Origin of the sequence: Marinomonas piezotolerans, from assembly GCF_003362755.1 — a bacterium.
GTDB classification, from domain to species: Bacteria; Pseudomonadota; Gammaproteobacteria; order Pseudomonadales; family Marinomonadaceae; genus Marinomonas; species Marinomonas piezotolerans.
In genome coordinates this window covers 1-24,636 of sequence record NZ_QKRA01000013.1, presented here as the reverse complement: position 1 = coordinate 24,636, position 24,636 = coordinate 1, and the positions used below count along the sequence as shown (strand labels likewise).

Sequence of the window (24,636 nt, the reverse complement as noted above, 5' to 3'; positions counted from 1 at the left end):
GTATTTTGATTTTTCTATGATTATTCCAGTGAAATTGAAAGAGAACTGTTTGAATCAACTTAACCAGATCTCATGTGAAGTTGATTCGAGCTCTCTTTTGGGGTTGTCTCTTAGTACTAAGATATCTGATAGGCATATTGCAATTTCTATTGTTATTAATGCACTTAAGCAATGTGATGATGTCCATTTTTATCTCGATGATTTAGATAAGTTGTTGGAGCTTGATCTTTCATCCTCTTTGAAAATCATGGTTGTATCGAGTGATGGCGATTCATTTCTGTTGAGGAGGGAGCAAGGTGATCAATATTCATTAACTGAGTATTTTAATGTAAATGAGGAGATTTTTCGACATCAAGCCTCTTTAGCTGAGCTTATCAAAGAGTTCGATTTAGTTGATCAAGCTTTTTATATTCAGTCAGCTGTTAAACCAAAAAATATGTTCGGCAATGAAACGATGGATACTAATACAGTGGCTGTAAATTATACGTTTAAGCACTTTTTTGCCCATAACCCCACTATTCTAAGTATTATTGGCGCAGCAGTTTTTATGGCTTTATTAGGCGTAGCAACACCATTAGGCTTTCAAACCTTTGCCGATAAAATTTTACCTTATTCAGCCACAGGCTCTTTATATGTGGTGGTGGTTTTATTATTACTGGCTGCGGTCGCTTCCAGTGTGTTTCAGTGCTATCACGATTTCCAAGAAAATGTGTTGTTCGCGAAATATCAAAATGGCTTAGGGAAAGAAGTGTTTCGTCGTTTATTGGCGATGGAGGTGCCGTATTTTGATCGTAATAAGGTTGGGGATCTAACCAAACTGGTGGATCAAGTAGAAGAAGCCTCAAACTTTTTGGTACGTCAGGCGTTGTCATCGGTGGTGTCGGTGATTTCGCTGATCGTCGTTTTACCTGTGTTGTTTATGTATAGCGCTCAGTTGACGGGGATTGTTTTAGGCATAGGTATATTGATGGCCGCCACTGTTGCAGTGGCGTTAAAGCCAATTCGTAAGCGAGTGATGCAGGCTTATGGGTACGATGCAGGGTTTCAATCCACTCTGATTGAGACTCTAAAAGGCATGAAAACCATTAAGTCATTAGCCAATGAGTCATATTTTCGAAACCGAGCTAATATTGCCTTAGAGACCAATTTGTATGGCAGCTTTAATGTGGCGCGTCTTTCCAATGTAGTGCGAGCGTTGGTGTCGTTTCAAAGTCAGTTAATTACCATTGTGGTGATTTTCTTTGGCGCTCAGGCAGTGTTTGCTAATCAGCTGACCATCGGCCAGTTGATCGCGTTTAATATGCTCGCAGGTAATGTGGTGAATCCATTGGTGTCGCTGGTGATGACCGCCAGTGGTTGGGAAAACTTTAAACTGGCTAACCAAAAACTGAATGAACTAGTGCCCCCAACGGCGCCCGTGATGCAGCTGGATGCGAAAGATGTGGATCTAAATGGCGATATTGAATTTGAGAATGTTTGGTTTCGCTATCCCAGTGAAGACACATCTTTGGAAGATGATGGGTATGTGCTTAAGGGCGTTAGTTTTACGGTAAAAAAAGGTGAAGTCCTTGGAGTAGTTGGCAGCAGTGGCTCAGGCAAATCGACTTTAGCTAGCTTACTAATGGGCTTTTATCGTCCTAGCAAAGGCAAAATTAAGATTAATGGTTATGACATCGGTCTATTGCCAGAAAATGTGTTGCGTTCCCACATCTCCTCTGTTCAACAGACCAGCTTTTTGTTTAACACGTCGGTGATGGAAAATGTCCATTTAGGTCGTTTAAACTCTGATTTGGAAGATATACAAGAGGCGTTAAAAGGCTCGGGGGCGGACAGCTTTGTCGATGACATGCCACAAAAATTTCTCACTCAGTTATCAGAGGATGGTGGCAATTTATCTGGAGGACAGCGGCAGCGAATTGCTATCGCCCGTGCTTTGGTGCGTCATTCGGATATCTTGTTGTTTGATGAGGCTACCAGCGCCTTGGATAACCAAACGGAAGAGAAGATAAAGGATACCATTTATCAGGCTTGTCAGGATAAAACTGGGCTGATCATTGCTCATCGTCTGAATACCTTATCGTACTGTGATCGATTGGTGGTGATGAACCAAGGCGAGGTGGAGGCCATTGGCAGTCACCCTGAGCTGCTAGCGGGTGAGAATAGCTACCGCACTATGTGGGCTTCGTTGTCTCGCGATGACAATGATAAAGTTACTCCGTTGCTTTTGAATCAAGATGCCATCATGGAAGAAGGGCAAGACAGTGCAATACAGTTTTAAAGAGATTCACGCGCTGAATATTTTAAGTGACGACCCTATGTACAGTAGGCACTTTAATACACCCTCTGATCTCAAGATCATGGTGTGTATTATTTTTATCTGCTTTACGCTGGCTATTCTCGGGGCCACTTTCTTCAAAGTGGATAAGATTGTGCCAGCCCAAGGCGTATTGGATACCCAAGCTGAGATATTTGAAGTGCGCAATACGGAACCTGGGTTCATCTCTCGCGTGTTGGTACAAGAGGGATCTCAGGTGCAACAAGGCGATCTATTAGTTCAGTTTGACTCAGAGCAGATTGATCTGAAAATAGACCAAGCCAAGCAGCAGCTCGAAAACTTAGCTCGAAATATATGGACCCGTTTTTATCAGATTAATGACCTTCTGGACGCTCATACACGTCAAGAGCTGGTTGTTGGGCTAGCGCAAATCGATAATCCGATTGCGCGTCTGGGTTATCAGTCTTATCTTTCCAGACCCTTCTTAGATACGATAGCGGTAAACCAGCAGGCGCGTGCTAGCTTGAGCCAACAAGTGGCTTCTGCTCGTAACCAATATGCCAATTTACAAGCAAGAGAAGCGTTACAACAGACGGAGCTGGAACGTATTCAAGAGTTATATCAAACGCAAATAGAAAGCAAAGCAACCCTTGATCAGGCGCAAGCGAACTTACTATCACTACAATCTCAGCTAGAGTCGGTGAATGAGACTATCGTATCGCTGCAATCAGAGAGCGAACGTTTAGAAAAAGAACAGGCGCAAACGGAAAGTGCTTATATTTTAGAGCGCCTAGTCGGGCTTCATGACCAGTTAGATGATTACCATACCACTTTCTTCCAATTGGAGAGCTTAGAACGCTCGAAGCATGATTTAGGGATTACTTCTCCGATCAATGGCACGGTTGATGCCATGCTGATTCAGGGGGATAAGGAACGTATTCCTGAAGCCACTACCTTATTGTCGATTCGCCCGTCTTATACAGAAAATGAGTTAGAGATTGATATTGAGATCCCTGCGAATTATGCCATCTGGGTGGAGCCCGGTATGACTTTTCGTGCCAGTTCATTGGGGAATAATCCAGATGATCATGGCTATGTGATGGGAGAGATCACCTTTATTGCGTCTTCGTCGCAAAAAAGTGATCAGTCAAGTGGTCGTGTGTACCGTATGACGGGCAAAATTACAGAAATTACTGCGCTTAGGGCTGATTCAAGAGATGCTCTACTAAGACCTGGTAGCGTCTTAAGTGTCGAAATACGGGCCGGTGAGCGCCGTTTAATCAACTATATTTTCGACCCGTTTACCAAGTATCTGCGTACCGCGTTGAGTGAGCCATCATGAGAAAATATTTATTAAATGGCTTATTACTGAGTGGTGTTGCTCTATTGCCGAGTGTATCGAATGCACAGGCTTTATCACTGACGCAGTTTTTAGCACTACAACAGCAGCAAAACTACCAGCTATGGCAACTAGAAGTTCAGCAAAAAGCTCAGCGTCTCGCTCTAGAAGTAGGGGAAGAGTATTGGAAGCCTTCGGTTACGGCTGTGTCCAATATACAAAACAGTCATACCAATAGCTTAGGAACATCATTGGATTATGAGCAATGGCAAGCAGGGCTTGAAGCCAGTTGGACCTCTGATGTTGGAACGAACTTATCGCTCTCCACAAGCGTATTGGAAGGTGAGGGACTCGGCAGTGATAGCTTAGCGAAGCGTCAAAGTGGCCGAGATACGAGTTTGACGCTTAGTCAGCCACTGCTAAAAAATAATACGCCTTATTTCCAGCAATTGGATAAACGCCTTGCGCAAAACGCTTGGCAGCAATTCGAAACGCAAAGAGATCTGTCTAATCTGAGTGTGCAGCGCGATAGTTTACAAGCGTTTATTGAGTTTCAAGTAGCCTATGAAAACTGGAAGGTTCAAGCGGATCTATTGCAAAGTATGCAACACACAGCTCGGATTACTGAGCAGATGATGCAAGCTGAGAAGGCCACGCCTTATGAAGTGGAAAAAGCACTGGCAGAAGTGCAGCAACAGCAAGTTGAAGTGGACAGTGCCAAGGTGGAAATCGCTTTGCAGGAACGGGCTGCACTGGCAACTCTAAGGTTGAGCGATACCTTAGAGTTGCAACCTTTCGCTTCATTGAGCCAACTATTAGAGCCGTTGCAAGCGCAAATGTTACAGATAGATAATGAACGGATGTCGCATCATCCAGAGCTAAAACAGGCTGAGCTTTCTTATGATACTGCCATATACCAACAGCAACAGCAGGAGCAGGACTTAGTCCCTGAACTGGATCTATTTTATCGGCATCAAAAGCAGCACTTCGCCACATCTCCTGATGTGGAAAATAACACCTATGGTATTCGTTTTTCCTATGAGCTAACGAATAAAAGTACCCATCAGACAATTGAAGCATTACGTGCGACGGCCGATGTTGCGAATCTGGAAAAAGCCCAAGTAAAGAAACAGCTAAGGCTTTCCTACTATTCTCTTAGCCAGCGTGCTAGTTACCTGAATGAGCAGGTCGCGGTGCTGGCTCATCAGGTAGACCTAGCGAAGAAAGGACTTGAGCAACAGCGCTCACGTTACAAAGTCGGTCGGGCTAATTTTTATTCGCTTGAAAATGTGCAGCAGGATGTATTGGACAAACAGCTAGAATGGCTATCCGCCCTGAAATCATTGGCGGTGTCACTCAGTCAATTAAGCTATTACGCCCAGTCCGATATTGGGCAAATATTCGCGAGTAATAAATAAAATAGGCTTTTAATATAACAAGGAGTTATACGTAATGAACATGCACAAGGAAGCGTGCTTAGCAGAAGAGCGCGTGGTCAACGTCAATCCTGTGATGCAGCCTAAACTAAGGGAGTTTGCACAAACCTTAATTGATGGCTTTGAAAACCCAGAACAGCTATCTGGAAGCTGTAAATTTGAATTCGAAGACGAGGGCAATACTCATACACTTTTTGTCCAGTTTAATTCATCGGGTTTATTTTTATCTGAGGAAGTGGAAGGCGGCTATGAGGCGCAGGTTAACATGCCATTATCCGTGGCTGAGCGCATTGTCGAGGACGTCGAAGCAGTAGACTACCGTGACCCAGATATCATTGGCCATATGGATATGACGGGGAATTTGAACATTGTCAATCATATAGCCAAGGCTTTGGTAAAGCCCTCAGCTATGACTCAGCATACCTTTCAAGATGCAACAGAGAACTATCGGGAAGCGTATGCTGCGGATGGCATTCTCTATTTGGATCGTCCCAGTGAAATGGAGATTCTTGAGGCGATAGAGAAAAAGCAGCCATTTGTTATTCGCAATGCACCTGTCGACGTGCCTCATTCTGAGTGGAGCCTCACCAAGCTGAAGGAAAAATACGGGGACGTTTTGTTGCGTGTTAAATCTGCAACACAACAAGAAACCGTTGCCGAGTTTGTTGATCAATTATTATCGAACGATCAACAGGATGCCGCTGAAATCATCGAAGGGCATACTAAAGTTTATACGGAAGGGTGTTCGCTGCCATGGCAAATGATCGAAGACTTTTTGCCTCAGTATTTCACGACCCATGATTATACACCACCGCAAATCTGGCTGGGCTCTGTGCCAGTAAATGTGCCCGCTAGCAGCTTGCATCGTGATCCACTGGATGGCTTTTTATACCAGATCATGGGGCGCAAGAAAGTGATTCTTTATTCACCAGATCAAGCTGCCAGTCTTTATCCTATGAAGGCATACAATAACTACCAACCCTGTTGGGTAAAGCCAGAAGTGCCCAATTACGAGCACTTTCCTATGTTTAAGCAGGCTAAGCGGCTCGAAGCGATTTTGCATCCGGGAGAAATTCTTGTGCAGCCTGCTGGCTGGTTCCACGCTGTGTATTGTTTGGACTCCCCGACTTTCTCGGTGAGTTATTTTCTCAATTTCCCTGTGGGTGTACACAATCAAGCTGCTAACTAAGAGGAGAGTGCTTTATGCTTGAATCTTGGTGTTTGGCACCGCTAGCGCTGCAAAACAATCTAACTGACTTCCCTCAGAAGCGAGCACAACTAGAGCAACTGGCTGATGAATTTTGTGCGCACAAAGACAAACCATTGGTTTGGCGGCTGAAACACTATGAAATGCTGGATCAGCACTTTGATGCGTTAGAGAGTGCTGTGACGCTTAAGTTAATCGAGTCAAACAATGATCCATATTTTGTTTGTCTAAAAGAAGCTGTAGCGCCGCTGGCAGAGACGTTAGCGGAAAAAACCAATGGCTTTATTGAAGAAGCCCTAGCGCTGTTAACGGAAGCCTCTAAGCCTGCATGGCTGCTTGCCTTGTTAAACGACGGTGAAGCGCCCATCACCGCAGCAGACGCAACGGGCTTAGCGAATGGGCTAAGCCTTGATGTGCTCTCTAAACAGCACAAACAAGCCAAGTGCCTAGAAGAAAGCTCACCTATGGTGCTTACTCAGCGTTTATCTGCATTCGATAATAAAGAGATAGTTAGGCAGTTAAGTGATGGAATGTGCTTTGCTGTCGCACGAGACTATTTTAATAATCTAATATCACAGACAAAGATGGATAAACCTATTTCTCTTAAGCAACTTAGAGAGATTGAGCGGACGCCATGGAGCATGCTGCACTTTTCGCTAGTAGAAGGGATCGCTATTGTTAGCCAAGCATTTGCTTCGCTTGATGAGCAATATGGGCAAAAAGTACGTCAAGCGTACACAGACGGGCGTATTCGTTTGCTTAAACCAGGCGAGCCTTCAATGTGTATGGATACCCCAGCGGGCTCCTATATCCAGCTAAATTACGTAAATGACCTGGAGTCCCTTATCTTACTCGCCCATGAATGTGGGCATTTGGTACATCAAGAAATCGTGCGCGAACGCTATATACTAAGACAAGATATTTCCCCCTTGCTATCGGAGACTATTGCGCTGTATTTCGAACACCATGTGGCCTGTTACTGGCTTGAAAAGCATGGCTTGCAGGAAGTACTTGCAACGTGGCAAAAGCGCCAAGAGATAGAGTGGTATCACCGTCATCGGCTCCTAGCTTTGTTCGAGTATAAGCTTTACAGCCTAAAAGAAATCAATACAACAGCGGTTTCTTTATTGTGGCGAGAGCTAAACCAAGAATTTTATTCTCAATCGGTAGCGTTTGATCGACTGTTTTTAAAAAGTTGGCGAGAGCTGGCTCATATTGTAAATAGCCCGTTTTATTACTTAATATATCCAGAAGCCTTTTCTAGAATCGGTAAAGATGACATCGCAGATGCAGTGTGTGCTCTTCGTTAGAATGCCTGAGAACGACGGCTTATGCTCTGCGCTATCTTTTGCGTCTTAATGCGCCACCGAAGGTGTTGAGCATGAGTCCTGTGAGTACGATCAGGATGCCGATCCATTGTTGGTAGCTTACTTGCTCGCCAAGTAACAGTGCGGAAGAGGTGAGTCCGACGACGGGGACGCCCAATGATAGCGGTGCCACGGTTCCAGCGCTGTAACGCGACATCAGGTGGCTCCACAGGCCGTAGCCCGCCAACGTTGCGATCACAGACAGGTAGACAAGTGTTGCGACGACCTTTAGGTTTATGTTGACGATATCCGCCCACATGACATCTATGCCATCAATAAAATAGGCGCAGATGAAAAAGGGCAGTGGGGTGATCCAACAGCTCCACACAATCAGGCTGAGGTTGGCTTCATAGCCTTTTTGAATAATGGCTTTCGTCGTAATGTTACCCAAAGCCCAGCTTGATGCAGCGGCGAGCGTCAGAGCAAAGCCGAGTGCGGTCATCGTAGTATCTTCTCCCCCAGCACCAATAACCGCTAAGCCTGCGGAAGCAATGCCGATGGCGAGTATTTGATAAGGGCGAACGTACTCTTTTAACAGCAGCACGGAGAAAATTAAGGTGAAGATGGCTTGGGATTGAAGCACGAGAGAGGCAAGCCCTGCTGGCATGCCGAATGTCATGGCACTGAAAAGGAGTGCAAATTGCCCAAAGTTTAGCGAGAGTGCGTAGATAACCCACCATTTGAATGGTGTTTTCGGGCGAGCAAAGAAAAACGACCCGACAAATGCGAGCACTAAGAAGCGCATGCCCCCTAGCATCATTGGGCTCATTTCATCTAAGCCCCAACGGATGACGACAAAGTTGAACCCCCAAGCAAAAATGATAGCGATGCCGAGTAATAAATCTTTTGGGGTCACAGTGCGTCCTTAGAGCGTTGGATTATATAGCAATACTCTAACGGTATAGAGGCGCTTGAATAAAGGAATAACCGAGGAGCTTAACCTCCAGCATGCGTGGCGTTTACAAGACAGTCAATGGTGCCATCTTGTACCTTAATTTCGATGGCGTCACCCTTTGCAACGTCGTCTTTAGATCGGATGACTTGCTCGCCATGTCGGGCGATGGCATAGCCCCGCGACAACGTATTGAGTGGGCTGACTAAGTGAAGCTTTTCAGCGAGGCTGGCAAAGCGGTCTTGTTTGCGAGCGAGTGTATTCGTTAGCGCTTGGCCCAGTCGTTGTTCTAAGGCGGCTATGCGGTCTTGGTGGGCGACAATCGCTTTTTGAGGCGTAGCAGCAATAAGCCGTTGCAAAGCATGGCTTTGGCGCACTTTACGTTGCTCTAAATGATTTGCGAGCGCTTTTTGTAGACCTTTTTGAGCTTGCGCTAAACGCTGTTGTTGTTGCTCGATGCGCTCTTTAGGGTGGCGAATTCGACGTACTAAAAAATCCAAGCGTTGTTGATGCTGCTGTAATGTTTGCTCAAACCGACGGGTGAATAGCTGCTCGAAATGTGCAATTTTTTGCTGTAGATCGCGTACATCTGGGCTGAGTAATTCGGCAGCGGCAGTCGGCGTTGCCGCTCGTACATCGGCGACAAAATCGCAAATAGTGAAGTCCACTTCATGGCCAACAGCGGAGACGATAGGCGTCTTCGCTTGGAAAATGGCGCGCGCGAGGGATTCGTCGTTGAAACTCCATAGATCTTCCAATGAACCACCGCCACGACCGACAATAATGGCATCAAAGTGGCCGCTTGAATCGGCGCGTTCCAGTTGGCGTTGGATGTTACTGGCGGCACCATGGCCTTGGACAAGGGTTGGTAAAACCGTTAATTCAGTCAGAGGAAAACGGCGGCGGAATGCAATGACCATATCGCGCACAGCAGCACCTTGAGCAGAGGTAATGATGGCGACACGCTCGGGCCGAGTGGGAAGGGGCTTTTTGTGGGCTGGATCGAACAGGCCTTCCATTTGTAATTGATGTTTTAGGCGTTCATAGGCTGCTTGCAGGGCGCCTTCTCCTGCCGCTTCCATGCCTTCGACCACAAGCTGGCAATCACCGCGCGCGCCATAAAAGGTGACTCGTGCTCGTAAGCGTACGAGGTCGCCATCTTTGGGTTTGAATCGCACCGCGACATTTTTGCCTTTGAACATGGCGCAACGGATTTGTGCTCGGTCGTCTTTCAGGGAGAAATACCAATGCCCTGAGCCAGGTTTTGCAATATTTGAGATCTCTCCTTCCACCATAATCCACGGTAAACTGGCTTCCAGTAATTGCTGAATTTGCCGGTTTAATTCTGAGACGCTGAATGTGGGTTCCGAACTGTGCAAAGTTGTAAATTTTTTCATCAATGTCTCGTGGTTTTGATTTACCGATTCATAATGTTGGAGTAGAATTACTTGCCATCTTGAAACCCAGTTGGCATTGGAAATTCCCTATTATGTTACGAATTGCGCAACAAGCTTTAACGTTTGACGACGTATTGCTTATCCCCGGCTATTCTGAAGTTCTTCCGAAGGACGTGAGCCTAAAAACTCGCCTGACTAAGGATATCGAACTGAATCTCCCTCTTGTTTCTTCTGCCATGGATACGGTGACAGAACACCGCATGGCGATTGCTCTTGCACAAGAAGGCGGTATTGGCATTATCCACAAAAACTTGACGATTGAGCAACAGGCAGCTGAAGTTCGTCGAGTGAAAAAATTCGAAAGCGGCATCGTTAAAGATCCGGTGACGATTCATTCAAGTGCGACGGTTCGCGAGCTAATGGATCTAACGGCTGCCAACAACATCTCAGGCGTACCAGTTGTAGAAGGTAAAGACCTAGTTGGTATCGTTACCAGCCGTGATGTTCGCTTCATCAAAGACTTTGATAAAACGGTCGCAGACATCATGACGCCAAAAGAGCGTTTGGTGACGGTTCTTGAAGGCGCTTCAAGCGGCTCGATCCGTAAACTGTTGCACGAACACCGCATTGAAAAAGTATTGGTTGTTAACGACAACTTTGAATTGCGCGGCATGGTGACAGTAACGGATATCAATAAAGCTCAAACTTATCCTCATGCTTGTAAAGACGAAAACGGCAGCCTGCGCGTTGGTGCAGCCGTTGGTACAGGCGCTGACACTGGTGATCGCGTTAAAGCGCTAGCGGAAGCGGGCGTTGACGTGATTGTGGTTGATACCGCTCACGGCCATTCAAAAGGCGTGATCGATCGCGTGCGTTGGGTGAAAGAAAACTTCCCTCAAGTACAAGTGATCGGTGGCAACATTGCGACAGCGGAAGCTGCGATTGCGCTAGCGGATGCAGGCGCTGACGGTGTGAAAGTCGGTATCGGCCCAGGCTCGATCTGTACCACTCGTATCATTGCGGGAGTAGGTGTGCCGCAAATCAGCGCGGTTGCCAATGTGGCAGCGGTGATGAACGAGCGCAACATTCCAGTTATCGCTGATGGTGGCGTGCGTTTCTCTGGTGACATCGCTAAAGCCATTGCGGCTGGCGCAAGCGTCATCATGGTCGGTGGCCTATTAGCAGGTACGGACGAAGCACCAGGTGAAGTAGTCTTATTCCAAGGTCGCTCATTCAAAGCCTACCGCGGCATGGGCTCTCTTGGCGCGATGTCTCAATCACAAGGCTCTTCTGACCGTTACTTCCAAGACGCAAGCAGTGGTGTTGAGAAGCTTGTACCGGAAGGTATTGAAGGTCGCGTACCTTCTAAAGGTCCGATGGCTGCCGTGGTACATCAATTGATGGGCGGCGTGCGTTCTTCAATGGGTTATACTGGCTCAGCAGACATTGAGACAATGCGTACTAAGACGCAATTCTCTCAAATCACGGGTGCGGGCATGCGCGAGAGCCATGTTCATGACGTGACCATCACGAAAGAGGCTCCTAACTACCAAGCCGGTGGTTAAGCCTGATTGATGAAAAACCAAGATGGGGCGTATCGCGCCCCATCTTCTTTTTTTTTTATATGGCTCTTACAGTGTAGGGGCGAAGGACTAGCTAATAATGTCGCAAGATATCCACGCTCATAAAATTCTTATTCTTGATTTTGGTTCACAGTACACGCAGCTGATTGCTCGTCGCGTACGTGAAATTGGTGTTTTCTGTGAAGTTCGTGCGTTTGATATGGACGACCAAGAGATCATCGACTTTGCTCCGAAAGGCATCATTCTAGCAGGTGGCCCTGAGTCAGTTGCAGAAGAAGGTTCGCCTCGTGCCCCTGAAGCAGTTTTCACACTTGGTGTACCTGTATTAGGTATTTGTTACGGCATGCAGACCATGGCCGAGCAAATGGGCGGTAAAGTCCAAGGATCGGAAGTTCGTGAGTTTGGTTACGCGCAAATTCGCACCCACGGCAGCTATTCTCTGTTAGAAAACATCGAAGATCATGTTGCTAACAATGGTGTGGCTTTGCTTGATGTGTGGATGAGCCACGGTGACAAAGTGGTTGATATGCCTGAAGGCTTTGCCTTAATGGCTTCAACTGAAAGCTGTCCAATTGCTGCTATGGCGAACGAAGCGAAAAAATTCTACGGTCTTCAGTTCCACCCAGAAGTGACCCATACGCTGCAAGGTGGCCGTATCCTTTCGCGCTTTGTCGTGGACATTTGTAACTGTGAAACCCTTTGGACGCCTGCGAACATCGCGCAAGATGCAATCGAGCGTATGCAAGCACAGGTTGGCAATAAAAAAGTATTGCTTGCCTTGTCTGGCGGTGTGGATTCATCGGTTGTCGCCGCGTTGCTACACAAAGCGATCGGCACCCAGCTAACGTGTGTGTTCGTAGACAACGGCCTACTTCGTCTTCACGAAGGCGACCAAGTCATGGCGATGTTCAAAGAGAACATGGGTGTTAACGTGATCCGCGTTGACGCTGAGGACTTGTTCCTTGGTAAATTGAGCGGCGTATCCGACCCAGAAGCGAAACGTAAAGTGATCGGCAATACCTTCATCGAAGTCTTTGATGAAGAAGCGGCGACTCTAAAAGAAGTGGAATTCTTAGCGCAAGGTACAATCTACCCAGACGTGATCGAATCCGCTGCCGGTAAAACAGGTGGTGCGCACGTGATCAAATCGCACCACAACGTTGGCGGCCTACCAGAAGACATGAAGATGCAACTGGTCGAGCCACTGCGTGAGCTATTCAAAGACGAAGTGCGTAAGCTAGGTCTTGAATTAGGCCTACCATACGACATGGTCTACCGTCACCCATTCCCAGGGCCAGGCCTTGGTGTGCGTATTTTGGGTGAAGTGAAGAAAGAATACGCCGACATCCTACGTCGTGCCGACGCTATCTTCATTGAAGAGCTTCGCAACGCAGGCTGGTACGAAAAAACAAGCCAAGCGTTCGCGGTATTCCTACCAGTGAAATCTGTGGGTGTGGTAGGCGACGGCCGCCGTTACGAATACGTGGTCGCACTTCGCGCTGTTGAAACCATCGACTTCATGACTGCGCGCTGGGCACACCTACCGTACGAGCTGCTAGAGAAAGTGTCTGGTCGTATCATCAACGAAATCGAACACATCTCCCGCGTGACCTACGACGTATCGTCTAAGCCACCAGCAACCATCGAGTGGGAATAATTCAGCGTTAGGTAACACCTTGCACTGAACTGCAATAAGCACGCCCAAGCCCGCTATCTAGCGGGCTTTTTTGTGTCTAATCCCTACAGTCGATGCGTTGGTCTTTCCCTTGATTAGGTCGCTTTCGCAATATCATGACATTTGGCGGTTTTAATCTGGCTCCGGCAGATGATTAGTTCTTGCGCATATCCTGCCTGCTGTTCAAAATGTGCTGGTTCAAGCTGGGCAATCGTTAAAGTCACACTTAGAAAAGTAGTTATTAATTGAGTTGGTGGTTCCACTGTCCTCAATTACTTCTCCTCCTCATTCAGTTTAATCCAATACGGAATGAGGAGGAGGCTCAGCGGTTTCAGGAGTTGACTACAACACAGTTATCTAATTGAAATCGATCATCATGCTGCATAGCCATGACTGCCTCCATAACCTTGACCATGACTCTGATAGTGCATTTAATATTACTCTACTAAAATACTATCGTTTTCCAAACCACATCCGTGTGAATAAGTGATCCTTTAGAATTAGTTGGTGATATAGTGACGCTAGGATATGGATGATTACTGCGACTAATAGTATTCGCGTTAGTAGTCCATGCAACTGTCTTGACACAAGAAAGGTTAACTCATCTGGTAATGTGCTTCCTTGCGCCACAATATTTGGGAAATCCACTTTGAACGCCATTGTAATACCGCTAATGACTACAGCCAGAACAAGAATATATAGACCTGCATGATAGATTTTGGCTACTCTCTCTACCATAGAGCGCTTTGTGTAGCTCGGTACGCTGCTTGGTCGTAGCCACTTAATGGTCAATCGGAGCAAAAAAGCGCAACCAATCATAATTCCTGCAATGGCATGGACTACTATACGATCAACCTTGAGGTCAAGTTCGTTGGAAAGTGCCGCAATATCAAATCCCATGAACAGAGCTATTGTGATGACTAAGGCTGAAATCCAATGCAGTGCGACTAGAACGGGAGAATAGCGTTTCATTCTAACTCCTTGTTATGCACTTTTGTATTTGAAAAGATGTACTTCAGCGCTCCTTTGATCTCATCATCAGAGCAGCTTTTGCAGCCGCCTTTTATTTTGTGCCCATTTAGCCCATTCATTACGATGGCCATCATTTCCTTTTTATTATGGCGCTGATGATACTTAGTCCATTCTTCCCCTTTTTTTACATTTGGTGCACCTGATAACCAGCCTTTGATTCCTCCTGAGTGGCATGAGCTACATACTTTTTGAAATGTTGTTTCATCTGCAAATACTGTCATGCTAGGAGTAAGCAACAGTGCAAACAGCACCACAACCTGAGTTATATACCCGAAATGACTTATGAGCTTCATTAGCTTACCTCTCTTTAAAAACGAGTTTTCTACCGTCAATAATATTCATTGTCATGAGTGTGAGATTGACTGCGCCAGCTATCAGTTCAGTAGCTTGAAGCAAGTAGAATTGGGTATTAAAGTTTCCTTCAGCAGCCCATTGATTAAGAAATATGGCGGCAGGAATAAGGACAAAAACACCGCCCAAGGCAATAAAAGGCATACGTTTTTTCTTCCTGTTAACTATTTTTCCTGAACGTTGTTTTGACAAAGAGAACCCTGTCGCGCCTGTTAGTGCAATGGCTGGAACCAAAATGAATAAACCTGGAAAAACGATAAGAGACTTCACTTGCCTGATTGCTTCAATCGAACCAAATAGTTCAACCAGTAAGGTAGTAACAAAAAAGGTTGCAACACATAGGGTTGCTGTTACTGCTGCGATTCGGTGGACGATTTGTTTCATGTTCTTTACCTGCATAGTATGATATGACAATATATTGTCAATCTAGATCAATTGACAATGTGTTGTCAATATTTGTGAGGGAGGGATTATGGATTCAGATGGTGCAGTTTTCACTAAGATCGTACTGGCAATATTTAAGGTCAGCGGCGCGCTCAATTTAGAAGGCGATCGAATGAGTGAAGAGTTTGGTTTAAGTAGTGCTCGCTGGAAAATCATGGGAGCAATAGAAAAGTCAGATGTACTGCTCACTGTTCCGGAAATAGGTCGAGCAATGGGGCAAAGTCGGCAGGCCAGTCAAAGAATCGTGGATGTGATGGCGAAAGACGGTTTAGTAAAGTTTATTGACAACCCAAATCATAAGCGTGCGAAGCACATAGCTCTGACTGTTGAGGGTAAACGCATTTATGATTTGCTTGATCACAGACAAGCATTATGGGCAACGGAAGTGGCGACAAAGCTCACCCGAGATGAGTTGGATATTACATATAATACCATCCAGAAAATGGTTAAATATTTTGATAAGTAGCGTCCTTTTAGAAGGCAACTAATTTAAATCGCTTAAAGGAATATTTACTATTTTTGGCATTAGTATCCTATCGATTTGTCGAGTTTAATCTGAAGATCATGCCACTTAATAGAAATAAGTCACACCAAGCGCGTGAGTACTGCCTCTACATCGTCCAGAAAGCTCGTCCATTCGCCGTCTTCATCGATGCCGTTGATGCGTAGGAGGAAGAGTCCTTCGACGGCTAGGAAGGCCACTCGTGCGGCTTGGGCATTTGGCGATGTGCTGGCTAGTCGATCAAAAATACCTCGGTACCAATCACGTGTTTCTTTCAGGTGCTCAGGGTTTTCTAGGTAGTTGACCATTAGGCCGGCAATTTTCGCGTCCATTGCCTGTTGTGAGGTGCGTGTCGCGGCGATGTAGCGTCGGATAAAGTCGACTGGGTCGAGCGTCTCAGTGTCGCCTAGCATGGCGTCGAAGCGACTTATCCAGCGGTCAACGAGGCTGCTCACTAAGTCGTCCCTGTTGGCGAATGAATACTGCACACCGCCTTTGGAAATCCCTGCTGCCTTGGCTAAAGCGCCGATGGTGAGTGCTCCGCCGCCTTGCTGACGCACCAGCTCTTCGGCCACGTCTAGCAGCCCGTCTCGTGAGATGGTTGGTTTTCTACCCATTGTCTTTCTCTTCTAACCCCACTATTATTCATTTAAATACGGTCGTATTTAAATTTTGAAGAACGCGCAAATTATAGGTGAATATGTGTCTTACTGCACTCCAAACCCCAGGCGATGGCTGATTCTGCTGGCTGTGATGTTGGCATTTCTACCCGTCGTTCTCGACATGACCATTTTGCATGTGGCTGTGCCTAGGTTAACTCAAGCGTTGGGTGCGACCAATAACCAAGTGTTGTGGGTCATCGACATTTACCCATTGTTAATGGCGGGTTTGCTGGTGCCGATGGGGACGCTGGCTGACAAAGTGGGTAACCGCCGAATCTTGTTGATTGGCTTGTTGATCTTTGGGGTTGCTTCTGCTGCGACCGCATTTGCGCCTACTGCGCAGATGCTGATAGGGGCGCGCGTTATGCTGGCGTTGGGGGGATCCATGATCATGCCGTGTGTGCTGGGCATTATCCGCCGTACCTTTGAGGACGAGAAGGAGCGAGGGCTGGCGCTCGGATTATGGGGGACCGTTGGCGCCGCTGGTGCGGCGGTGGGTCCATTAATTGGCGGTGCGCTATTGGAGCATTTCTGGTGGGGGGCGGTGTTTCTGATCAATGTGCCTGTGATGCTGATCGTTGCGCCAGCCTGCTGGCTATTGCTGTCGCGTGAGGAGCAAACGACGTCTGGTCATTGGCCGATTGGCCAAGCTTTGTTGTTAGTGATGGGCATGATTGCGGTGGTGTATGCGGCTAAGACGGGATTTGCTGGCAAGCAATCCCTGACTGTGGTGTTGCTGACGTTGGTTTTTGGGGTGGCAATGTTGGTTCTGTTTGCGCGCAAGCAGTTGCACGCCGCCACGCCCATGTTGGATCTGTCCTTGTTTGGCCATCCTGCCATTGTCGCGGGCATCATCATGGCGGTGGTTGCGAGTGGTGCATTGGCGGGGGTTGAGTTGACGTTGGCGCAGGAGCTGCAATATGTCTTAGATAAAACGCCTCTTCAGGCAGGTGTATTCATGATTCCTATCATGGCAGCGGCGGCAGTAGGAGGGCCAGTAGCGGGCTGGTTATCGGCTCAGTATGGGCTGCGGCCAGTGGCTTGCTTGTCGATGGTGGCGGCTGCTCTGTCGCTAGGTTGGCTTGCTGTGCTGGACTTTCATGCTCTGGGAGTAATGGTGCCTGTGCTGCTGGCCCTACTGGGCTTGGCTCTCAGTGTTGGCCTCACCGCGTCATCCATCGCTATTATGAGTTCGGTTGACGCGAGCAAGGGCGGTGCTGCGGGGTCGTTGGAGGCAACAGGGTACGAATTGGGCACAGGTCTCGGTATCACTGTGTTCGGTGTGTTTATGTCGGTAATTTTCGGGCGTAACCTTACGGCACAGGTTGGCTTGCCATCTGGTCTTGCTGATCAGGCGGCTGTGTCGATGGGAGATACGTACTTAGTTGCTCGACAGCTTTCCGATGATCAAGCGGCGGCATTGGTTGCGGCGGGCAAGGCGGCTTTTTCGGCTACGCACTCGGTACTGCTGATGACGGCTGCGGCATTGGTCGCGGGGCTGGCTGTTCTGGTGTTCTTCCTGTTAGCAGGGACGAACAAGAGCACGGGTCAGCATTTGTGAATCTAGGGTCTAAAGAAAGGGCTCCCAATATCTTATGTTGGGAGCCTTCGGGCATTATGCTGCTGCCATTCTTAATCGTGGCACAGGCTTGTCATTGATGGGTAAGTGGATCAATGCCGAGATAAACGCAAGCACGACGGCTGACCACCAAATTGGGTCGTATGAGCCGTAGTAGTCGTAGATGACGCCGCCAACCCAAGCCCCCAAAAAGCTACCTACTTGATGTGAGAAAAAAACCAAACCATATAATGTCGATAGGTAGCGCGCACCAAATATCTGGCGCACTAAGCCTGAGGTAATAGGTACGGTCCCTAGCCAACAAAAGCCGATTGCGGCACCGAAGATACCAGCCGTTAGCTCAGTCGTTGGTATCAGTACAAACGCCGCGATGACAGCGGTTCGTACGAAGTACAGCGCTGACATGACGTAATGTTTGCTATAACGGTCTGCCATGGCGCCCCAGAAGTAGGAGCCAAGGATGTTGAATATACCGACGTATGCCAGTGCCATCGCAGCGGTAGAGGCCGGTAGGTTTTTATCTAATACATAGCTTGGTAGATGTGTGGCGATAAACATGACATGGAAGCCACATACAAAAAAGCCAATATGAATTAACCAATAGCCTTTATGAGCGAATGCTTCCTTCAACGCTTCTTTTATTGTTTGCGTGTCTTCGTGTACTGGAGTGGCGGTATGCGCCTCTTCCTTTTTAGTGGTGTTGATGAATAGGGCAAACACCACGATGAAGCTACATAGAACTGCGAAGATTTGCAGGGCGCTTTGCCAGTCGTAAATGCTCAGCATGGTTTGCGCACCAGGGATCATTGCAAACATGCCAAATGACCCAGCCGCAGTGGTTAGACCAAATGCTTTCGCTGCATGTTGAGCGGGTACCACTTTCGCGATGGCTCCCAATACGATTACGTAACTGGTGGCGCTTAACCCAAACCCAACAAGGACACCTAGTGTTAGGTACATCATAGTGGGCTCGACGGTGATCGAGGTTAAATACAAGCCTGAGGCGTAAGCGATGGCTCCTAAAATGATAATACGCTTGGGGCCCCATCGGTCAGCGGCCATACCTACAAACGGTTGGAATGCTCCAAACAGTAAGTTTTGTAAGGCAATGGCAAAGCTGAAGAACTCCCGCCCTGTGTGAAAGTAGTCTGTGATCGGCATCATGAAAATACCAAAGGATTGCCTGATTCCTAAGCTGGTAATCAATATCCCTATGCCTAGCCAAACGAGGAGTGGAAACCGGAAAGTAAACATAAATTGCTCTTAATAATGCTTATGTTGATGGGGTACTTGTTATGTCCACTGTTAAGCGTGTGGCAGTTTCACCACATGGAACCAAGCAAGTATGCCTATGCGCTCAATGACAAGATTGGCGGAGTTTAGAGAGTATTCAGGGGGGACTCAAATGATAAAAAGTGAAGGGATCTATGCAGATTATACATAGATTAAAATCTGCGCTTATTTGGCGTTAGGGTATGGAATCAGTGCTCGTATCCAGCCCCATTTCTACGACACGGTTAGCAATCAGTTTGCCACACTCTTCTTTGACGATACTTCTTAGCCATTCTTGTGCTGGCGAATGGTCGCAACGCGGATGCCAGATCATGGAGTAATCGAATGGCGTAAAATGAAAAGGTAGAGGTTTGACGACCAGGTCATAACGCTCAGAAACTAAGTGTGCTAAATCTGCGGGTACTGTGATAATGAGTGGCATCATATCAATAATCGCTAACGCGGCTTCTAAATGATAGGCGCTGAGGACCATGCGCCGCTTCGGCTTATCCTCTAGTGCTTGCTCGATAAGCGCTTTTACACCATCACTGATCGCAATCATGGCGTGCGGATAATGCAAATAGTCATCCAAACACATTTGTTGATTCGCAAGCGGATGGTGTTTAGAGAGCAAACACGATACGCCAACGCGCCCAAGTGCCCCGTATTGCAATGGTTCAATAGAGTGGGTCGGTCGGCAAATCGCGAGGTCGGCTCGGCCGTAAGTTAGCTGTTCTTTTAGGCGGTCATCTTGTAGAGGTAGAAGCTCAAACGCGACATGCGGAGCCTCTTGGTAAATGCGCGGCAATGCAAAGGGTAAAATGGTTTGCATGGCATAGTCTGTTGTAACAATTGTGAAGGTTTGATCACAAGATTTGGGGTCAAAATCAATAGGAGACAAGAGCTGTCGTAGAGAGCCAAGCGGTTCTTCTAGCGCCTTGTTTATTGATAGTGCTTTCTCGGTCGGGACTAAATGTTGCCCTTGGCGTGTTAGCACTGGGTCGGATAACAAGCTGCGCAATCGCCCTAGTACGCGGCTCATGGCGGACTGACTCAAGTTCAAACGCTCTGCTGCTTTACTGACGCTGCGTTCCTCAACCAACACTTGCAACGCGACCAACAGGTTTAAATCCCGACGATAAATCTCTTCTACTCTCATACCCAGTCTTAAGCCTTTTAACAATACTGACAGTGTAACCAATAATGGGCGGAAAACACCTTTTAAATTGGTAGTAGGTTTAGCTTAGACGTGGGAACCCAGGTGGCTATTTTGGATAGTAGATAAAACGATTGAAATGGGCGGTATTTACAATGTTGCCATTGGGTAACGAATCCGCAGGATCATGGCGACGATAGAAAAGGGGATGACTATCGTCGACATGATCCTGTTTCAATCGTTAGAAGCTTTGCGAAACCAGTAATGCGGCTGAATAGCCCTGCGTACGATTTTTTGCACTGATCTCTTTGTATGCATGGAATGATACTAAAGGTAGACCTGGGCGGAAGAAGCTAAGTTCCGGCCCTATTGCGATTGCTTCAGCTCGGTTGCCATCCACGATGTTGCTGCTTGCTGGACCTTTGTCATCAGTTAATTGCTTGTAGATAAAGCCGCCTACACCAAGTGTCCAATCGTTAAAAGCTTGTCCGATCGCGAACTCGTGGCGGTATTCAATACCGTTGGTGTAATTTGTGTCTTTGTTTTCAGTACTGATGTCTATCTGGAAGCTGGACGATACCTCGAAGCCGGAGTCGGTGAGGTAGGTGAAGTTAAATGCTGGAGAAAATGCCCAATGGTTGAGACCTGTGGTGATGGTATCATTTTTGTCATAGTTACCCGTTGGGATTTGTATCTGTAGTTGAGTGTTAGTTGCTAGATTGGCTGATGGATGCCATTGAAGAATATATGGAATCACTTGGATGTCACCGATGCCAGCGTCTGACCCAGAGACGGTAACCGGAGCGTTAGGTACTTTGCCGTCGATATCCAGCTCTACGAACGGAATCACAAGGCCATACCCATAGCTGGCATTTTGGAAGGTTTTCTCTGTCATTTTCAAGTAGGTTAATGACAAAGCTTTGACGGATTGCGAGAAGTCGGTCAAGCTATCGTCGCCGTTACCGTCTAGGTTCTTGTCTGCATTGTAGATGGAGCCACGTACTGCGAAGGCGCCAATGTCGGTAACAGGTGGCATAAAGCCTGCTCCAAATCCATAGATACCTGGTGCTGTGGTCGGGGCTCCGTTCTCTGTAGCAAGTGCTGATTGAGCAATGAGAAGGCTGGCTCCGATGCCGATAAGTGAGCTTAATTTAGTTGCTTTCATACGTTCCTCTTTCATTTTTTTTATAAAACTCATATGCAGCATGACAAGCTTTGGAGTGGCACTCATATCCCAAACAGGATAGTTGATAGTTCTAATTGTTATATTATGTAACAATTTTTGCATAATGTTTTCTGTGCTCAGCCCTGGTCGGCTTATTCGGTTGGCTAGGTTTGCTAAAGCGATTTTGTTGGGTTTCAGGGGGAGGCTTTATATCAGTCGACTCAGTTAAGAGGTTGAAAGTTATGCTGTTTGTTGTGTTTCATGACACACTTACGTTTATTTGACTGGTCCACGTCGCAAATGATTGGTAATGTGTGACGGATTGTTTTAGATGTATGTAGGATGTAGTAGATGACCCAATCTAAGCCGTTGTGCCATTTAGTGATTTTTCCAGCGATAGTAAGAAGCCGATTATTGTGATCGCTGTTGTGCTATTTGGTGGTATGTTGGGTGTGCTTTATGTATTGGTGCGTGCTGGGTTTAGAAAACGGTCCCGCCACGTTTAATAGATAAAGTGATAAGTAATTTTAAGGCGCTTGCAGAGTGGTTGCTTTGTAGGCGCTTTTTTGTGGAGTGGATATGGAGCTACCTCGTTTGCTTTCTGGACGTTTGATTAAGCGTTATAAACGTTTTCTTGCAGATATTGAATTGGATACGGGAGCAGTGATTACGGCTCACTGCCCCAATACTGGGTCTATGCGTCGTTGTCAGCAAGAAAATGCGAGAGTCTGGGTGTCCAAGAGTGATAACCCCAAACTTAAGTTGGCCTATACATGGCAGTTGGTTGAGGTTGATCAAGCCCACTTAGCCTGCATTAATACAGGACTGCCAAATAAAGTGGTGGGAGAGGCCATTCGCAATGGCGTGATAGTGGAGCTGGCGGGGTACGATAACCAGAAGTCGGAAGTTAAATACGGTGACGCAAGTCGTATTGATTGGATGTTGAGCAAAGAGTCTGGTGAACTGTGTTATGTGGAAGTCAAAAGCGTCACGCTGCTAGAGGAAGATGGACTTGGGTATTTTCCTGATGCGGTGACTGAGCGCGGCCGTAAGCATTTAAGTGAGCTTGAGAAAATGGTGCAACAGGGTCATCGGGCGGTATTATTGTTTTGTGTTTCACATACGGGTATTGACTCGGTGTCTGCCGCTCGGCATATAGATGAGAAATATGCACAAGCATTAAGTTCCGCGGTTAATAAAGGTGTAGAGGTTTGCGCCTATCGAACAGAAATTAACGAGTTTGAGATGTCTTTAACGCATGCCATTCCGGTTATTTTGGACGATTAGCATATTCAACAGCTTCTTAATCGAGTGATTGGGGTGGTTATTGGTTTCCACTACATATTGCCTACCAATGTTTCCTTTCTGGCTGAATAATTTGACGAGTTGGCCGTTCGCTAGTTCTTCTTCAATCAGTATTGCGGGGCATAGGGATATTCCTTGGGCGGCAAGTGTCGCCGTTTTTAACAGGTGAAAATCTTCAAAAATGTGCTGCGGTTTTTCTCTCAAATGAAGTCCGTGGTCAGACAGCCAATGCTCCCAGCTTAGCGTGTTTTTATCATGAAGCAGCTCGTGTTGTAAAAGTTCATCAGTGATTGTTATCGATCCTTTTTGGTTGAGATAAAGAGGGCTGCATACGGGAATTGTTTCGCCTGAAAATAGTGTATACGTCGGGAGAGAGGCAGGTTCTGTTGGTTCAATGCTACGTATACAGATGGCATGGCTATCAATAAAGGTTGGCATAGACTGCAAATAATTTAAAGAAACCGAGATATCAGGGTTACGCCGACTAAAGGTGACCAGTTTAGGCATCAGCCAACAACTAATTAGGGAAGGTAGGCAAAAAATCTCAATATCGTTGCGTGTATCATTTTTGAAAGCAGATACATGATGCTCTATTTCCGCAAAAGGAGCCTGTAAACGCTGGGCAAGTGCTAGCCCCTTTGGTGTTGCTTTCAGTCTTCGGCCCTCTTTATATAGAAGCGTATCGCCTAGCGTTTCCTCAAGCTTTTTTAACTGGTGGCTGACGGCCGATTCCGTTAGGTGTAGTTTTTCTGCAGCACTGCGGAGGCTGCGCTGTTGAATAACAAGCTGAAACGTCTTTAAAGCATTATAGGGAATCATTCACTTTAAAATATTTAAGTGTATTTAAGATTGTTCAGTTTTTAATACTTTCCTCTTTCGTTAATCTTGAGTCAATTCATTTTAAGGGAGTTTGTCATGGGGAATCATGTTGAGGCGGCTTATCGTAGTGGGCCTGGGTCAAAATTGGCGATAAATAAGGCATTTTATAATTCCTTAAAAGAGGGAAATGCAAATAGGACACTTGTTGATACTGTTCGTGTGCCCATGCGGGATGGAGTGGCTTGGAAAGTACCAGCAGGTCATGTGTTTCGTATACGCGTACCAGAAGGGCCGCAAGTTGGTGATTTTAACATGTGGAATCTTCATGATCCTCGTGAACGAATGTGGGCCTCTCGTACACGACAGCTTCAACGCGCACACGTCAGTACGTATGACCGTTTATGGTCAACCTTACCCTTTTTAAGACCAATGGCGACTATTATAGAAGATACGTTGGAGGATTATGGCGAGGATGCAGATGGTGGTCGAGTACATGATCTGTTAGGCACGCGTTGTGATCCTTATGTGAATTATCTACTAACAGGTGAAGACTTTGATTTTCATTGTCACTCAAATTTGGTTCGTGCGATTCTGCCGTATGGATTAACAGAGTTTGATGTGCATGATGTACTAAATGTATTTCAGTGTACTGGATTGAATAATGATGATCAGTACTTTATGAAGCCTTGTCCGGCTAAAAAGGGCGACTTCTTAGAGTTCTTTGCGGAGATCGATTTACTTTGCGCTATGTCATGCTGTCCTGGAGGAGATCTCTCTGTGGATTTTCTCGGTCGTGATGGGCAAGATCCTCTATCGACTTGCCATCCTCTGGAGGTGGATATCTACAAGCTTGATGACCAGGCCCTAGAGTGTTGGGTGCCTCCAGTGTCGCCTGCTTATAAAGGAATGCATGGCTTGGCGTCCCCAGCGATTGATTGGCAAGCTAAAAAGGATCAGATCTAGAGATATTAGATGGACTGCTGTTTTTAAAATGAGCAGGAAAGGAGTGTAATGAATAAATAATAGATTTATAGAAAAAACTTTCAAAAAGTACTTGCACTAAATCTGTAGATCCTTAATATACGCCCTCGCTGACACGGACAGGGCTTCAAAACAACGAAGTAACTGACCAAGCTTAAACAACTCAGCGGTTAGCAACGCTCTTTAAAATAGATAAT

General features: G+C 46.6%; 21 protein-coding genes. 11 read left to right on the top strand and 10 right to left on the bottom strand.

Annotation, left to right across the window (positions count from 1 at the left end):
• Positions 1–49: 49 nt before the first annotated feature.
• Genes DN730_RS17410 through DN730_RS17390 form a run of 5 tightly spaced genes read left to right on the top strand, consistent with a single transcriptional unit; the run spans position 50 to position 7,567 of the window.
• The gene (locus DN730_RS17410) at positions 50–2,278 is read left to right on the top strand and encodes a peptidase domain-containing ABC transporter (RefSeq protein WP_158541236.1); all 2,229 of its coding nucleotides are present in this window, start codon (positions 50–52) and stop codon (positions 2,276–2,278) included.
• A complete protein-coding gene (locus tag DN730_RS17405; RefSeq protein ID WP_158541235.1) occupies positions 2,262–3,617 on the top strand; it encodes an HlyD family secretion protein in 1,356 nt (451 codons plus the stop codon). Before DN730_RS17410 ends, DN730_RS17405 begins: the two co-directional genes overlap by 17 nt.
• The gene (locus DN730_RS17400) at positions 3,614–5,032 is read left to right on the top strand and encodes a TolC family protein (protein WP_115469411.1); all 1,419 of its coding nucleotides are present in this window, start codon (positions 3,614–3,616) and stop codon (positions 5,030–5,032) included. Before DN730_RS17405 ends, DN730_RS17400 begins: the two co-directional genes overlap by 4 nt.
• A 34-nt stretch (positions 5,033–5,066) precedes the next feature.
• Positions 5,067–6,239, top strand: a complete 1,173-nt coding sequence (locus DN730_RS17395; protein WP_115469410.1) for a cupin-like domain-containing protein — start codon at positions 5,067–5,069, stop codon at positions 6,237–6,239.
• A 14-nt stretch (positions 6,240–6,253) separates the two neighbouring features.
• Complete coding sequence (locus DN730_RS17390; RefSeq protein ID WP_115469409.1) at positions 6,254–7,567, top strand: gluzincin family metallopeptidase; 1,314 nt, start codon at positions 6,254–6,256, stop codon at positions 7,565–7,567.
• Between the two features lie 31 nt (positions 7,568–7,598).
• Here DN730_RS17390 and DN730_RS17385 read toward each other — a convergent pair whose 3' ends face one another.
• On the bottom strand, positions 7,599–8,480 hold the full coding sequence (locus DN730_RS17385; protein ID WP_115469408.1) for an EamA family transporter: 882 nt from the start codon (positions 8,478–8,480) through the stop codon (positions 7,599–7,601).
• An 80-nt stretch (positions 8,481–8,560) separates the two neighbouring features.
• Positions 8,561–9,913 carry an exodeoxyribonuclease VII large subunit gene (xseA, locus tag DN730_RS17380; protein WP_115469407.1) on the bottom strand — a complete coding sequence of 451 codons (1,353 nt, stop codon included), beginning with the start codon at positions 9,911–9,913 and terminating at the stop codon, positions 8,561–8,563.
• Between the two features lie 92 nt (positions 9,914–10,005).
• Here xseA and guaB point away from each other — a divergent pair, with 92 nt between their 5' ends.
• A complete protein-coding gene (gene guaB, locus DN730_RS17375) occupies positions 10,006–11,478 on the top strand; it encodes an IMP dehydrogenase (protein WP_115469450.1) in 1,473 nt (490 codons plus the stop codon).
• 97 nt (positions 11,479–11,575) lie between these two features.
• Positions 11,576–13,153, top strand: coding sequence for a glutamine-hydrolyzing GMP synthase (gene guaA / locus DN730_RS17370; RefSeq protein WP_115469406.1), 1,578 nt, complete (start codon positions 11,576–11,578; stop codon positions 13,151–13,153).
• A 471-nt stretch (positions 13,154–13,624) separates the two neighbouring features.
• Here guaA and DN730_RS17365 read toward each other — a convergent pair whose 3' ends face one another.
• From DN730_RS17365 to DN730_RS17355, 3 genes are read right to left on the bottom strand one after another with little or no spacing between them, the layout of a single operon-like run.
• The gene (locus DN730_RS17365) at positions 13,625–14,143 is read right to left on the bottom strand and encodes a cytochrome b (protein WP_115469405.1); all 519 of its coding nucleotides are present in this window, start codon (positions 14,141–14,143) and stop codon (positions 13,625–13,627) included.
• Positions 14,140–14,496 (bottom strand): c-type cytochrome, encoded by a 357-nt coding sequence (locus DN730_RS17360; RefSeq protein ID WP_115469404.1) that lies wholly within the window; start codon positions 14,494–14,496, stop codon positions 14,140–14,142. Before DN730_RS17360 ends, DN730_RS17365 begins: the two co-directional genes overlap by 4 nt.
• Before the next feature lie 4 nt (positions 14,497–14,500).
• Positions 14,501–14,938 carry a hypothetical protein gene (locus tag DN730_RS17355; RefSeq protein WP_115469403.1) on the bottom strand — a complete coding sequence of 146 codons (438 nt, stop codon included), beginning with the start codon at positions 14,936–14,938 and terminating at the stop codon, positions 14,501–14,503.
• An 88-nt stretch (positions 14,939–15,026) separates the two neighbouring features.
• Here DN730_RS17355 and DN730_RS17350 point away from each other — a divergent pair, with 88 nt between their 5' ends.
• On the top strand, positions 15,027–15,464 hold the full coding sequence (locus tag DN730_RS17350; protein WP_115469402.1) for a MarR family winged helix-turn-helix transcriptional regulator: 438 nt from the start codon (positions 15,027–15,029) through the stop codon (positions 15,462–15,464).
• A gap of 119 nt (positions 15,465–15,583) precedes the next feature.
• Here DN730_RS17350 and DN730_RS17345 read toward each other — a convergent pair whose 3' ends face one another.
• Entirely contained in the window at positions 15,584–16,117 is a 534-nt protein-coding gene (locus tag DN730_RS17345) for a TetR/AcrR family transcriptional regulator (RefSeq protein ID WP_115469401.1), read from the bottom strand.
• 85 nt (positions 16,118–16,202) lie between these two features.
• Between DN730_RS17345 and DN730_RS17340 the strand changes: the two genes are divergently transcribed.
• Entirely contained in the window at positions 16,203–17,723 is a 1,521-nt protein-coding gene (locus tag DN730_RS17340; RefSeq protein ID WP_245958004.1) for an MFS transporter, read from the top strand.
• 54 nt (positions 17,724–17,777) lie between these two features.
• Here DN730_RS17340 and DN730_RS17335 read toward each other — a convergent pair whose 3' ends face one another.
• The 3 genes from DN730_RS17335 to DN730_RS17325 form a co-directional block, all read right to left on the bottom strand.
• Positions 17,778–18,995, bottom strand: a complete 1,218-nt coding sequence (locus DN730_RS17335) for an MFS transporter (RefSeq protein ID WP_115469399.1) — start codon at positions 18,993–18,995, stop codon at positions 17,778–17,780.
• A 214-nt stretch (positions 18,996–19,209) separates the two neighbouring features.
• Positions 19,210–20,172 carry a LysR family transcriptional regulator gene (locus DN730_RS17330; protein WP_115469398.1) on the bottom strand — a complete coding sequence of 321 codons (963 nt, stop codon included), beginning with the start codon at positions 20,170–20,172 and terminating at the stop codon, positions 19,210–19,212.
• Between the two features lie 238 nt (positions 20,173–20,410).
• Complete coding sequence (locus DN730_RS17325) at positions 20,411–21,334, bottom strand: SphA family protein (protein WP_115469449.1); 924 nt, start codon at positions 21,332–21,334, stop codon at positions 20,411–20,413.
• A 579-nt stretch (positions 21,335–21,913) separates the two neighbouring features.
• On the opposite strand from DN730_RS17325, the gene sfsA reads away from it, so the two are divergent.
• The gene (gene sfsA / locus DN730_RS17320) at positions 21,914–22,621 is read left to right on the top strand and encodes a DNA/RNA nuclease SfsA (RefSeq protein WP_115469397.1); all 708 of its coding nucleotides are present in this window, start codon (positions 21,914–21,916) and stop codon (positions 22,619–22,621) included.
• Here the strand turns inward: sfsA and DN730_RS17315 are convergent.
• Positions 22,586–23,458, bottom strand: a complete 873-nt coding sequence (locus DN730_RS17315; RefSeq protein ID WP_115469396.1) for a LysR family transcriptional regulator — start codon at positions 23,456–23,458, stop codon at positions 22,586–22,588. The two genes, sfsA and DN730_RS17315, sit on opposite strands and share 36 nt — an antisense overlap.
• A 96-nt stretch (positions 23,459–23,554) precedes the next feature.
• Here DN730_RS17315 and DN730_RS17310 point away from each other — a divergent pair, with 96 nt between their 5' ends.
• A complete protein-coding gene (locus tag DN730_RS17310) occupies positions 23,555–24,421 on the top strand; it encodes an urea carboxylase-associated family protein (RefSeq protein ID WP_115469395.1) in 867 nt (288 codons plus the stop codon).
• Positions 24,422–24,636 lie beyond the last annotated feature (215 nt).